Here is a 12,370-nt window from a genome sequence, read left to right on the forward strand (position 1 = left end):
CGGTTCGCGGTGCCGGAGGCGACCGTTCCTGCTCACGAAGTGCGGCCCTGCGACGTGCGCGGGGACGGACAGGAGGCCCGTGGCGGGCCCGCCACGGGCCTCCCGTCCGGGGACGCACGCGGTCACGACACCCCGCTCACGTCCGCCGAGTGGTCGTGTTCCGTCGCCCGGCGACGGCGCAGCCGACGCCTCGTGACCACTCGACGGCGCGGCCCGGGACGTGCGCGCGGACGGACGGGAGGCCCGGTGCCAGCTGGCACCGGGCCTCCTGTCCGTCGGGTGGGGGCGTCAGCCCGTGTTCTGCAGGCCGGCCGCGATCCCGTTGACGGTGAGCAGCAGGAGCCGGTGGTCGGCGTCCGTCGGGTCCGTGCTGCCGGACGTGCGGATGGCGCGCAGCGCACGGAGCTGCAGGTGCGACAGTGCGTCGACGTACGGGCTGCGGAGGCGCACGGCGCGGGCGAGGACGGGTCGGTCCTCGAGCACGTCGCTGCCGCCGGAGACGCGGAGCACCCAGTCGCGGGTGCGGACCATCTCGTCGAGCACCTTCGCGGCGAGGTCGTCGCGGTCGGCGAGCTCGAGGTACCGGCGGGCGATGTGCTCGTCGGTCTTCGCGAGCGACATCTCGACGTTCTTGATCATCGCGGCGAAGAGCGGCCACTCGGCGTAGGCGGCGCGGAGGACATCGACGTCGCCGACGGCCTCGAGCGCGGAGCCGAGCCCGTACCAGCCGGCGAGGTTGATGCGCGCCTGCGTCCACGAGAACACCCACGGGATGGCGCGGAGGTCCTCCAGCGACTCCACCGACAGGCCACGACGGGCCGGGCGGGAGCCGAGGGGCAGCAGGCCGATCTCCTCCATCGGGGTGACCCGGGCGAACCACGGCGCGAAGCCGTCGGCCTTGACCAGGTCGTAGAACGCGACGCGCGAGACGTCGTCGAGCTGCTGGGCGAGGTCGGCGAACCGGGCGGCCGCGGCGGCGGTCCGCGCCTCGTTCGACGGCGTCGACGCGAACAGCGTCGCCGAGGCCATCTGCTCGAGGTGGCGCGCGGCGATGTCCTGGTCGCCGTACTGGGCGAAGATGACCTCGCCCTGCTCGGTGAGCTTGAGCCGGCCGTCGATCGATCCCGGCGGCTGCGCGAGGACGGCCTCGTTGGCGGGACCGCCGCCCCGGCCGAGCGAACCACCCCGGCCGTGGAACAGGGTCAGCTCGATGTCGTTGTCGCGGGCCCAGTCGGCGATGCGGGCCTGGGCGTCGTACAGCGCCAGGTTCGCGGACACCGGGCCGACGTCCTTCGACGAGTCCGAGTAGCCGAGCATGACCTCGAGCCGACGGCCGGTCGCGGCGAGGCGTCGCTGGAACGCCTCGGTGCGGACGGCCTCGTCGAGGATGTCGACGCTGGCGTGCAGGTCGGCGAAGGTCTCGAACAGCGGGATGACGTCGAGCACCGGCGCAGCCTCGGCGGACCCGAGCGCGGCGACCGCGAGCTCGTGCACGTTCGCCAGGTCTGCCGGGGACTGCGTGAAGGACACGATGTACCGGTTCGCCGCGCGGACGCCGTAGCGGGACTGCAGCCCGGCGATCGTGCGGAAGACGGCGAGGACCTCTTCGGTGGTCTCGCTCAGTTCGCCACCCGCGCGGATCTCGGCGAGGGCCGTGCGGTGCACCTGGGAGTGCTGCCGGACCTCGAGCTCGGCCAGGTGGAACCCGAAGGTCTCGACCTGCCAGATCAGGTTCTGCAGCTCGCCGTTGGCCGGGCGGATCGCGCCGGCTGCGATGAGCGACGCCTGGATCGTGCGGAGGTCGGCCAGCAGCGCCTCGGGGCCGTCGTAGGCCAGCGGCGTGGTGCCGGTCCGGGTGGCGTCGATGCGCGCGGCGACGAACAGGAGCGCACGACGGTGGGTCTCGTTGGGTGCGCGGACGCCGATGCGCTCGGCGATGCCCGGGTCGAGGGACTCCTGCGCGGCGACGAGGGCGGTGAGGCCGGCGTCGGCGGGGGTGTCGCTCGCGTCGAGTGTCAGGGCGCTGCCGATGCGGGTGGTCGCGCGGGCGAGGCCGAGCAGGATGTGCTCCGCCGCGATCTCGGCGGCCTGGCGGGTGACGTCGGCCGTCACGTGCGGGTTGCCGTCGCGGTCGCCGCCGATCCAGGTGCCGAACCGCACGAACGCGGGCGCGATCACGGGAGCGCGGCCGGCGTCGTCGCCCTGCAGCCGGTCGTCGAGCAGGCGGTAGACCTGCGGGACGATCTCGAACAGGGTCTGGTCGAACACGCTCATCGCGGTGCGGACCTCGTCGAGCGGGGTCGGCCGGGTGGTGCGCAGCGGGGAGGTGCGCAGGAGGGTCGTGATCTCCTCGAGCAGGCGGCGCTCGTTCTCGGCGCGGGCCGTCGCGTTGCGGGCGCGGTCGCGCTTGTCGATGAGGTCCGTGATGCGGCGGACACCCGTGGTGACCGCGCGGCGGCGGGCCTCGGTCGGGTGGGCCGTCAGCACCGGGTGGAACCGCAGGGTGCGGAGGCGCTCAGCGGCCTCGGCCTCGCCGACCTCGGCGACCAGCTCGGCGTAGGTGGCGGGGAACGAGTCGCCGGCCACGCCACCGTCGTCACCGCGCTGCCGGAGGACCCGCACGCGGTGGTGCTCTTCGGCCAGGTTCGTCAGGTGGAAGTAGGTGGTGAACGCCTGCGCCACGGCCTCGGCGCGTTCGGCCGACATGCCCGAGACGATCGCCTGGGCCCGCGCTGCGCCCTCGGCGTGGTCGCCCTCGTAGGCGTCGATCACGGCGGCGCGCAACGACTCCACGTCGTGGAGCAGTTCGTCGCCCCCGTTCTCCCGCAGCACCCGGCCGAGGAGGTTGCCGAGGTACCGGACGTCGGCGCGCAGGTCACTGTCGACCGCACCGCTGACGTCGTCCCGCGCGCGCTCGTGGCGTGCAGATCCGTCGATCGCCGTCATGGAGTCCTTTCCGGGTCGTCCGGGAGGCTGGTCCCGGGTCCCAGCAGCGTATCGGCACCCGGGGGCGCATGAAGTCGACCGTCCGGACGGACGCGGGGCCGGGTCCGGACGGACGCGGGGCAGGGTCCGCGCTGGCCTGCCTCGACGACACCCACTGTGCGGTCAGGCCGTGACGGCGGCGACCGTCGTGTCCCCCGGCTCCTGACGGAAGGGAGCACGGCGGGCATCGAGGCCGGCGAGCAGCCCACGGTTCAGGTCGTAGGCGAGCTCGACCTCGGCGATCACCCGCTCCTGCTCGTCGGCCGTCCAGGGCGCGGCGTCGAGCTGGGCGCGGTAGGTGTGCTCGAAGTCGCTCGGGTCGGCGACCTGGTCGAAGATGTAGAACAGGACACCGTTCGTGTCGAACCCGAACCGCTCGGCCAGCACCTGCCCGATCACGTGCCCGCCGGACACGTCGCCGAGGTACCGCGTGTAGTGGTGTGCGACGAAGCCGCCGGGCCATTCCGCCGCGACCTCGTTGAGGCGTCGCACGTACGCGGTCGTCGCGGGCAGCGGGCACACCAGTTCGGACCAGTCCGGGCCGATCAGGTACTCGAGGTCGGCACGGATCGCCGGCATCCGGGTGAGCTGCGCGGTGACGAACGGCGCCGCCACGGGGTGGTCGGCCATGCGTTCCGCCGCCCGCTCGAGCGCGTCGTACACGAAGGCGTACTGTCCGAGCAGGGCCGCGTAGTCGGCGACGTCGCAGTCGCCGCCGAGCAGGTCCTGCATGAAGCCGCTCGTGGCCGAGGCACCGTGCGAGCGCCGCGTGCGACGCCGCAGCAGCTCGGAGAACGGGATGACGGTCGAGTCCATGAGGTAAGGCTAACCTTAGTGATGCGCGCGTCAAGCAGGGATCACCCAGGTGGCGCCGAACCCGCGAGAGGAAGCTCCCCCACGATGAGCTCGAAACCCAAACGCCCCCAGCACGTCTTCGTCGTCGACCGCACCGAACGGCTCTCGCCCCACATGGTGCGCGTGCACCTGGGCGGCTCGGCCTTCGAGGACTTCGTCGCCCAGGCCGACCCCGACCGGCTCGGCTCGACCGACAAGTACGTCAAGCTCCTGCTCGCGAAGCCGTCGCTCGGACTGGTGCCGCCGTACGACCTCGAGGCCCTGCGCGAGACCCTGCCGAAACACGACCGCCCCGCCCGCCGCACCTACACGGTGCGGGCGGTCGACCACACCACGCGGACCATCGCGATCGACTTCGTCGTGCACGGCGACGAGGGCCTCGCCGGTCCCTGGGCAGCGTCCGCGCAGCCGGGCGACCGGCTCGCCCTGTCCGGGCCCGGTGGCGGCTACGCGCCGAGCACCGACCCGGCCGTCACGCACGTGCTGCTCGGTGATGACAGCGCCCTGCCCGCGATCGGCGCGGCACTCGAGTCGATGCCCGACTCCGCCACCGGGGTCGCCCTGGTCGAGGTGGCAGGGCCCGCCGACGAGCAGGACATCCGGCACCCGGCCGGGGTCGACCTGCGGTGGCTGCACCGGGACGCCACCGGCGCCCAGCCGGGCACGCTCCTGCTGGAGACGGCCCGCGGGCTGCCGCGTGCCTCCAGGCCGGTCCAGGTCTTCGCGCACGGCGAGCGGACCGCGATGAAGGCGATCCGTCGGCTGTTGCAGGACGACTGGGGGCTGGAGAAGCGCGAGATGTCGTTGTCGGCGTACTGGGCGCTCGGTCGTGGTGAGGACGAGTTCCAGGAGGAGAAGCGCGAGCCCGTCGGGGTGATCTTCACCGACTGACGGCGGCCTACGTGTCTGTTCCTTCCCAGAACGGGCGCGATGGCTGGTGGGAACGGGCATACCTGGTCGGAAGAACGGACCGGGTACGCCCGTTCTCGGTCGGTACGCCCGTTCTCGGGCGGTACGCCCGGATCGGCGGACGTGCGTGGCGCCCGTTTCCCGCAGGTACGCCCGTTCCTTCCCAGAACGGGCGCGATGGCTGGTTGAAACGGGCATACCTGGTCAGAAGAACGGACCAGGTACGCCCGATTCGACCAGGCACGCCCGGCACGCCCGTTCTCGGCCGGCACGCCCGGCGGCCGGGGCGCCCGGCTGTCGCACGTACGCCCGTTCCTTCCCAGAACGGGCGCGATGGCTGGTGGGAACGGGTATACCTGGTCGGAAGAACGGACCAGGTACGCCCGATTCGACCAGGTACGCCCGGCCCGCCCGTTCTTGGTCGGTACGCCCGTTCCTTCCCAGAACGGGCGCGATGGCTGGTGGGAACGGGCGTACCTGGTCAGAAGATCGGACCAGGTACGCCCGATTCGACCAGGGACGCCCGGTTCGACCAGGGACGCCCGGGACGCCCGGTGGGCCCAGCGCGCGCGGCGGCCGGGAGGCCCGGGGCACGTCGGTGGGTCGGGCTAGCGTTCGGCGCATGGTCACCTCGTCGTGCTGCGTGCCGGGTTGCGCGGGCGTGCTCGCGGACGGGCTCGCGGGCGTCCCCCTGTGCGGCGCGCACGTCGCGTTCGTCGCCGACCTCGCGGCCGAACACCCCGGCGTCGAGGACGCCCTGCCCGGCCCGTGCCCGGCGTGCGGTTCGCGGATCGGGGTGCGCTACCCCTCGGGGATGGTGTGCGCCCGGTGCGAGTGGCGGTGGGGTGACGTGCCGGACGGCGACCTCGCTCCCCCGCGCGTCGACGTCGTCTACTACCTGCGGATGCGCGACGACTTCGGCGACCGCATCAAGATCGGCACGACGATGAATCCCCGGCAGCGGCTCGCGGCGATCCCGCACCAGGACCTGCTGGCGTTCGAGCGCGGTGACCGGACCCTCGAACGCCGACGGCACGCCACGTTCGCCGCCAGCCGGTACCCGGGTACCGAGTGGTTCCGGGTCACGCCGGAACTCCTCGCCCACGTGGACACCGTCGCTGCCGGGGTCGACGACCCGTGGGACCTGCACGCCCGGTGGACGAGCGAGGCGCTCGCGCTCCGAGGCTGAGCCCCGACCGGGCGGTCGGGGCTCCTGCTCAGACGGCCTGCAGCATGCGGTCGGCGGTGCGGAGCGAGAGCGCCATGATCGTCAGCGCCGGGTTCGCGATGACCGCGCTCGGGAACACCGAGTTGTCGGCGATCCACAGGTTCGGGACGTCCCACGAGCGGCCGTCCTGGTCGACGACGGAGGTCTCGCGGTCGGTGCCCATCCGCGCGGTGCCGATCGTGTGCGCCGTGCGGTCGAGCACCCGGACGTCCTGACCGCCAGCGGCCTCGACGATGGTCGTCATCGTGCGGACCGCGTGGCGGCGGATCGCCTCTTCGTTCGAGCCCGGGGTGAACGAGACCCGGGCACGTGGGACACCGTGCTCGTCGAGTTCGTCGGTCAGCTCGAGGCGGTTGTCGTCGTACGGCAGGCACTCGGCGTTGATGCCGACGCCGGCCGAGAACGGGTAGTCCTGCAGCGCCCGGACGAGCTCGGCACCGCGGAGTCCGCCGCCCCGGACCAGCGAGGTCGCGAAGGTCTGCGGCTGCACGCCCAGGCTCTGGATGAGGTAGCCGCCCGCGAAGTCGGCGTCCGCCGGTCGGACGAAGTCCTCGGTGATGATCGACGACGGGTACCCACGGTACGAGCGCATCGACTCGTCGAACCGCGCCCACACCTGGGTGGCTCCGTGCGCCGTGAAGTTCCGGCCGACCTGCCCGCTGCCGTTCGCGACACCGGTGTGCAGCAGCAGTCGCGGCGTCTCGACACCGCCCGCGGCGAGGACGAGTGACCGGCAGCGCTGGCGGTGCTCGCGCCCGTCGGCGGTGTACAGGACCGCCTCGACCCGTCCCGCCGCGTCGAGCTCGATGCCGTGCACGAAGGACTCCGGACGGATCTCGGCACCGAACGCCACGGCGGCGGGCAGGTACGTCGTGTCCATCGACACCTTCGAGCCGTTGCGGCAGCCCTGGTGGCAGGAGCCGCAGGACACGCAGGCCTGGCGCAGCCCGTGGTGCTCCTGGTGCCGGTCCTCGGTCGTCAGGCCGACCGGGGCGTCGGTCGCGGTGATCCCGGCGGCCGCGGTGCCGCGCATCATCATGTCCGACGAGGCGTTCCGGGCCGGTGGGCGCATCCGGTACCGGCGGGAGGGGTCCCACGGGTAGTGCTCGGGGCCGGCGACGCCGACGTCGTGCTCGACCTGCTCGATCCAGCCGGTGAGCTCGGCGTGGCTGATCGGCCAGTCCTGCCCCGCGCCGCTCTCGGTCCGCAGCCGCAGGTCGTGCTCGCTCGGCCGCGGGGTGAACGCGCCCCAGTGCAGCGTCGAGCCACCGACGCCCGTGCCGCTATTGTTGGGGCCGAAGGCCGTGGGGGCTCCGCCGCCGCTCAGCCGCTCGTCCATCCAGTTGATGTCACCGGGGGCGGCGACCTCGTCCGGGACGTGGTCGCCCGGCTCGGTGTTGCGGCCGGCCTCGAGCGCGACGACCGTCAGGCCTCGGCGGGCCAGCGATGCGAGGAGCGGTGCTCCCCCGGCCCCGGTGCCGACCACCACCACGTCGACGACGTCGTCCGTGCCGTACGTGCGTTGTCCGTCGAGTCTCATCGTGCAGCTCCGGTCGTCGGTGCGGTGTCGATCGTGGTGGTGGTGCCGGCGGGGGCCTCGGGTTCCCAGGCCTCGCGCTCGCCCGCCGCGAGCAGCTGGAAGCCCTGCTTGCGGATGCCGTCGCCGCCGTTCGCGTAGCCGTCGAAGTCGATGGCGGCCATGGTGGCGGGGTGTGCGAGCCAGTGCTTCACGAGGTCGACGCTGGCGTCCTCGAACCACGCGCGCAGCTGCTCGGCGTCGAGGTCGCCGTCAGCGCGGTACCGCCCGACCGCCACGGACTCGAGGGCCTGGTCGAGCACGCCGTCGCGGGCAGGTGCAGCGAGCACGTCGAGCGCGGCACGGTAGGCCTCGGCGTCCACCGGCAGGCCGTCCGGCCGCCAGCCGTCGCCGAGCCCCGCGGCCAGCTGCGCGTCGACCCGCAGCGCCAGGTCGACCTGGTCGGTGCCGGGCTGCGGGACGACGATCCGTGCGACGGCGCGCAGGGTGTCCAACTGCGTCGGCGTCAGCGCGTGGGGTGCGGCCGACGGGTCGTCGGGCAGCGCGCGCTCGGCGAGCAGGCCGCGGGTCCGGGCGCTGACCCGCGGCGAGGCGATCACGCGGGCGTGCTCCACGGGGACGACCGGCGACCCCGCGACCCGGCGCTGCCAGAAGTCGCGGATGCGCTCGGCCACGGCCTCGGGCTGTTCCCAGGGCAGCAGGTGGGCGGCGCCGTCGACGACGTGGAGCTCGCTGTTCGGCCAGTGCGGCAGGGTCAGGCGGCGCTGGGCGTCGGCATCGAGGTCGCCGTCCTCGACACCGGCGAGCACCAGGGCGGGCACGGGGTTCGGTGCGGCGTCCGACCAGTCCTCGCGGCTGCCGCGGGACAGCCAGTCTGTCCAGGCGGCAGGGTCGGTCCGCTCGACGTCCTGCACCGCCGCGATGTGCCGCGCGGGCGCCAGGGGCGACGCGGTGTTGGCGGCGACGAACTCTTCGGCGTCATCGGTGCCGATCGGGCCACCGGCAGCCCACGAGAGCATCGTCCAGCGGCGGTCGTCGTCCATCGGCTCCGGAGCGAGCGGGGACGCGGCGAGGAGCACCACGGCCCGCAGCCCGAACAGGCCGTTCGCGCCGGAGATCGTGCGGTCGGCCACCACCGTGGCGACCTTGCCGCCCATCGAGTGTCCGAGGAGCATCCACTCCGTCGAGCCGCTCGCCCCGATCGCGCGCTCGACCAGGACGGCCATCTCCTCGACGGTGGTGCCGGACGACGCCGGGCTGCGGCCGAAGCCGGGCAGGTCGATGCCGATCAGGTCGAGGTCACCGAGGAGCTCGGCGCGCAGCAGCGCGAACTCCTCGGAACTCGCGCCGAGGGCGTGGAGACAGAAGACGGTGGTCACCATGTATACCTACCCGTCGCTCGCGACCGCTCCCAGCCGGGCCGTACCCCGCCGGGTCGCGCGTGTACCCCGATCGACGGCGTCACCGGGCGTACGCGTCGACGAACAGCGCGCCCCGGAGCTCGCGCAGGGTGTCCGCCAGCCGGTCGACGGTCCGGCCGGAGATCCCCGACACCTGGAGGTCGTGCGGGCCGAGCGCGGGGAGCCGCCCGGTGCGGATGCGGACGACCTCCCACCCCACGGCGCGGACGGCGCGGTCCTTCTTCCGGTCGGTCTCCTGCCGCGGGCCGACGTGCTCGAGGCCGTGCCGCCCGGTGGAGTCGTACTCGATGGCGACGCGGAGCTCCGGCAGGATGATGTCCGGCCAGGCCTCGACGTGGTCGAAGAACGGGCGGTCGAGTCGGATCGCGGAGTGGTCGTAGGTGAACGCGAACCGCTCGGACAGCATGCCGCGGAGTTCGGCCTCGACCGCCGACGCCGTCGCCGGGGCGCAGACGCTCGTGAACGACTCACCCGACGGCAGCCGCGGGGTCTTCGGGCAGATCGTGCGGGGAACGGGCTGAGCAATCCGCCGTGCCGCCCCTCCGGCCGAACCGGCGGACCCGGCGACGGGCCGACGGGACCGGGAACGGCTCGACGCGACGGCTCCGGCCGGGACCCCGCGCACCGGAGCCGCCGGCAGCGTCTGTCGTCCGGAACTCCGGACGACCCGCTGCGGCACGGGGACCGCCTGGGGCCAGTCCGACGGCAGCACCGGCCACCGCTGCGGCTGGGCCTGCACCGCGCACTCGGGGCACCAGACGGATCGCCGACGTTCACGGCCCGGGCGGGACCGCTGTTCGGACGGGGTCGCCACGAAGACGTGCCCGACGTCGCACTCCCAGGTGAGCAGGACCTCGGCCGCCGGGGGGACCTGGGTCAGGACGACGCCGTGGTTCCAGTCGGGGTGGTACTGCCGGATGAGCACCGGGTACGGAGCCCAGTCGGCGCGGAACTGTCCGACGGCGTACGGCACCGCTTCGCCGCGCGACCACTGTCGGCGGCGCCACCACGCATCGACGGGTTCGGCCACGCCCCCACGCTAGGAACGACCACCGACACCCGCCGCACCACGCACCGCGACCGACACCGCCGCACCACGCACCGCGACCGCCGCGGCACCACGCCACGCAAAACCGCTCAGGAGGCCAGCCCCTGCTTCACGTAGGCGACCAGGGCGTTCGCGTGCCCGTGCCCGAGGCCGTGCTCGGCCTTGAGCCACCCGACGACCTCCATGTGCTGGTGGTCGGCGAGCCGGTCGGCGACCAGGTCGAGCCACTCCTGCACCGGGCGTCCGTACGTCGTCTCGATGCTCGGGAAGTACGACGCCGGACCCTTCACCTTGGTGCCGTCCGCCGGGGGCACCGGGGCGGTCACACGATGCGCTGTCATGGCGCAACGGTAGCGCTCCGTCGGCCGTCACGGAACGTCACGCAGGACACCGTTCTGTGACGCCGCGTTGCGCCGGATGGCCGGGTGTTGCGCCGCGTGGCGGGGTGTTGCGCGAGGCGTTGTCGGCGGCGTCCGGCCCTCCTACGGTCGCGACATGACCGAGACCACCAGAGCCCCGCAGTGGGAGGCGACCAGCGTCGACGACGCGGGCCGGACGACCGGGGCGAGCCGCGCCTCCAGGCCGGAGACCGCGACCATCGACGCGGCCGGACACGCCGCACTCGACCGTTCCGTCGTGCCGTTGCGGCACCCGCTGCGGTGGATCGCCGCGGCCCTCGTGCTCGTCGTGCTGCTGAACTTCGGCGAGACCCTGTTCACGAACGAGAAGTGGGGCTGGCCGGCCGTCGGCAAGTGGCTGTTCAGCCCCGCCGTCCTGACCGGCCTGCAGCTGACACTCACCGCCACCGCGCTGAGCGCCGTGATCAGCTTCGCCGGCGGGATCCTGGTGGCCATCGCCCGGCTGTCGCACAACCCGGTGCTGTCCGGGCTGGCGTGGGGGTACGTGTGGCTGTTCCGGTCGGTGCCGCTCATCCTGGTGCTCGTCTTCCTGTACAACCTCGGGTCGCTGTACCCGACCATCGGCATCGGGATCCCCTTCGGGCCGCAGTTCGAGGTGCCGACCGCGAACCTGCTCGGCGACCTGGCGATCGGGGTCATCGGGCTGAGCCTCAGTGAGATCGCCTACGCGTCCGAGATCGTCCGTGCCGGGGTGCTCGCCGTCGACCACGGGCAGCACGAGGCGGCGCAGGCGCTCGGGCTCCCCCGTCGCCGGCAGTTCCTGCGGGTGATCATGCCGCAGGCGCTGCGGTCGATCGTCCCGGCGTTCGTGAACCAGGTCGTCGGCCTGCTGAAGGCCTCGTCGCTGCTGTTCTACGTGTCGCTGCTCGACCTGTTCGGCGTGGTGCAGAACCTGTCGAGCACGTACCCGGGCGACATCATCCCGCTGCTCGTCGTCGCCACCATCTGGTACCTCGCGCTCACCAGCGCGGTCTCGATCGTGCAGTACTACGTCGAGCGCTGGACGGCCCGCGGGTCGGTCCGTGCGCTGCCGCCGACACCGTGGCAGCGGGTGCGGAGCGCGCTGCGGGGCGGCGGGACCGGACGTGGTCCGGGACGGCCTGGAGGCGCGGGTCGCCGCACACGGGCAGCCGCCGCCGAGCGCGCGGTCGCGTCCGGGTCCGCTTCCACCGTCGACGACAGGAGCATCTGATGAGCGCCGCCATCGCGATCCACGGAGCCGTCAAGGCGTTCGGGGACAGCGTCGTCATCGACGGCGTCGACCTGTCGCTGCCGTCCGGCAGCGTGACCGTCGTCCTCGGCCCCTCCGGTTCCGGCAAGTCCACGCTGCTCCGGGCGATCAACCACCTCGAACCGCTCGACCGCGGGGTCGTCACCGTCGGCGACGAGCCCATCGGCGTCCGCCTGCGCACCGGCCGCGACGGGGTCCCGCGCTGGAAGGAGCTGCCCGAGCGGCACATCCTGCGACAGCGTGCCCGGATCGGGTTCGTGTTCCAGCACTTCAACCTGTTCCCGCACCTCACCGCGCTCGAGAACGTCGCCGAGGGGCCGATCGCCGCCGGGGTCCCCGTCGCCACGGCCCGAGCGCGGGCTCAGACCCTGCTCGATCGGGTCGGACTCGGCGACCGCGGCTCCGCCCGCCCCCGGCAGCTGTCCGGCGGGCAGCAGCAGCGCGTCGCGATCGCCCGGGCCCTGGCGCTCGAGCCGTCGGTCGTCCTGCTCGACGAGCCGACCTCGGCGCTCGACCCGGAGCTCGTCGGCGAGGTGCTCGGGGTCATCCGGGGGTTGGCGGACACGGGCACCACGCTCGTCATCGTCACCCACGAGATCGCCTTCGCCCGCGAGGTCGCCGACCACGTCGTGTTCCTCGACCACGGGCGGGTCGTCGAGCAGGGGCCGCCGGCCCAGGTGCTCGACCACCCGCAGCACACCCGCACGCGCGACTTCCTGTCCCGCGTCCGCTGACCC

Annotated in this window: 10 protein-coding genes; 4 read left to right on the plus strand and 6 right to left on the minus strand. The window is 73.3% G+C overall.

The features are described from left to right. Positions 1–288: 288 nt before the first annotated feature. Both DEJ04_RS09250 and DEJ04_RS09255 read right to left on the minus strand, forming a co-directional pair. Positions 289–2,946, minus strand: coding sequence for a phosphoenolpyruvate carboxylase (locus tag DEJ04_RS09250; RefSeq protein ID WP_111046880.1), 2,658 nt, complete (start codon positions 2,944–2,946; stop codon positions 289–291). Between the two features lie 162 nt (positions 2,947–3,108). Next, complete coding sequence (locus tag DEJ04_RS09255) at positions 3,109–3,801, minus strand: heme oxygenase (biliverdin-producing) (protein ID WP_111046881.1); 693 nt, start codon at positions 3,799–3,801, stop codon at positions 3,109–3,111. 84 nt (positions 3,802–3,885) lie between these two features. Here DEJ04_RS09255 and DEJ04_RS09260 point away from each other — a divergent pair, with 84 nt between their 5' ends. Together DEJ04_RS09260 and DEJ04_RS09265 are read left to right on the plus strand one after the other, a co-directional pair. Next, on the plus strand, positions 3,886–4,731 hold the full coding sequence (locus tag DEJ04_RS09260; protein WP_111046882.1) for a siderophore-interacting protein: 846 nt from the start codon (positions 3,886–3,888) through the stop codon (positions 4,729–4,731). A 640-nt stretch (positions 4,732–5,371) separates the two neighbouring features. Next, a complete protein-coding gene (locus DEJ04_RS09265; RefSeq protein ID WP_111046883.1) occupies positions 5,372–5,938 on the plus strand; it encodes a GIY-YIG nuclease family protein in 567 nt (188 codons plus the stop codon). 28 nt (positions 5,939–5,966) lie between these two features. On the opposite strand, the gene DEJ04_RS09270 is transcribed toward DEJ04_RS09265, so the two are convergent. From DEJ04_RS09270 to DEJ04_RS09285, 4 genes are all read right to left on the minus strand, one after another. Beyond that, positions 5,967–7,517: a GMC family oxidoreductase gene (locus tag DEJ04_RS09270; protein ID WP_111046884.1), complete on the minus strand. Its 1,551-nt coding sequence runs from the start codon at positions 7,515–7,517 to the stop codon at positions 5,967–5,969. Then, positions 7,514–8,893, minus strand: a complete 1,380-nt coding sequence (locus tag DEJ04_RS09275) for an alpha/beta fold hydrolase (RefSeq protein ID WP_181437779.1) — start codon at positions 8,891–8,893, stop codon at positions 7,514–7,516. Before DEJ04_RS09275 ends, DEJ04_RS09270 begins: the two co-directional genes overlap by 4 nt. Positions 8,894–8,975: 82 nt before the next feature. Continuing rightward, on the minus strand, positions 8,976–9,965 hold the full coding sequence (locus DEJ04_RS09280) for a hypothetical protein (protein ID WP_111046886.1): 990 nt from the start codon (positions 9,963–9,965) through the stop codon (positions 8,976–8,978). A 107-nt stretch (positions 9,966–10,072) separates the two neighbouring features. Then, complete coding sequence (locus tag DEJ04_RS09285; RefSeq protein WP_111046887.1) at positions 10,073–10,324, minus strand: DUF4287 domain-containing protein; 252 nt, start codon at positions 10,322–10,324, stop codon at positions 10,073–10,075. A gap of 154 nt (positions 10,325–10,478) precedes the next feature. On the opposite strand from DEJ04_RS09285, the gene DEJ04_RS09290 reads away from it, so the two are divergent. Both DEJ04_RS09290 and DEJ04_RS09295 read left to right on the plus strand, forming a co-directional pair. Beyond that, on the plus strand, positions 10,479–11,594 hold the full coding sequence (locus DEJ04_RS09290; protein WP_111046888.1) for an amino acid ABC transporter permease: 1,116 nt from the start codon (positions 10,479–10,481) through the stop codon (positions 11,592–11,594). Further along, a complete protein-coding gene (locus tag DEJ04_RS09295; RefSeq protein ID WP_111046889.1) occupies positions 11,594–12,367 on the plus strand; it encodes an amino acid ABC transporter ATP-binding protein in 774 nt (257 codons plus the stop codon). The genes DEJ04_RS09290 and DEJ04_RS09295 overlap by 1 nt, the downstream gene beginning before the upstream one ends. Positions 12,368–12,370 lie beyond the last annotated feature (3 nt).

Source organism: Curtobacterium sp. MCLR17_044 (assembly GCF_003234435.1).
In the GTDB taxonomy this organism is placed as follows: domain Bacteria; phylum Actinomycetota; class Actinomycetes; order Actinomycetales; family Microbacteriaceae; genus Curtobacterium; species Curtobacterium flaccumfaciens.

Coding starts and splice junctions, on each gene's coding strand:
- DEJ04_RS09270 (WP_111046884.1), bottom strand. CDS start 7,517: ATGAGACTCGACGGACAACGCACGTACGGCACGGACGACGTCGTCGAC.
- DEJ04_RS09250 (WP_111046880.1), bottom strand. CDS start 2,946: ATGACGGCGATCGACGGATCTGCACGCCACGAGCGCGCGCGGGACGAC.
- DEJ04_RS09255 (WP_111046881.1), bottom strand. CDS start 3,801: ATGGACTCGACCGTCATCCCGTTCTCCGAGCTGCTGCGGCGTCGCACG.
- DEJ04_RS09260 (WP_111046882.1), top strand. CDS start 3,886: ATGAGCTCGAAACCCAAACGCCCCCAGCACGTCTTCGTCGTCGACCGC.
- DEJ04_RS09295 (WP_111046889.1), top strand. CDS start 11,594: ATGAGCGCCGCCATCGCGATCCACGGAGCCGTCAAGGCGTTCGGGGAC.
- DEJ04_RS09290 (WP_111046888.1), top strand. CDS start 10,479: ATGACCGAGACCACCAGAGCCCCGCAGTGGGAGGCGACCAGCGTCGAC.
- DEJ04_RS09285 (WP_111046887.1), bottom strand. CDS start 10,324: ATGACAGCGCATCGTGTGACCGCCCCGGTGCCCCCGGCGGACGGCACC.
- DEJ04_RS09265 (WP_111046883.1), top strand. CDS start 5,372: ATGGTCACCTCGTCGTGCTGCGTGCCGGGTTGCGCGGGCGTGCTCGCG.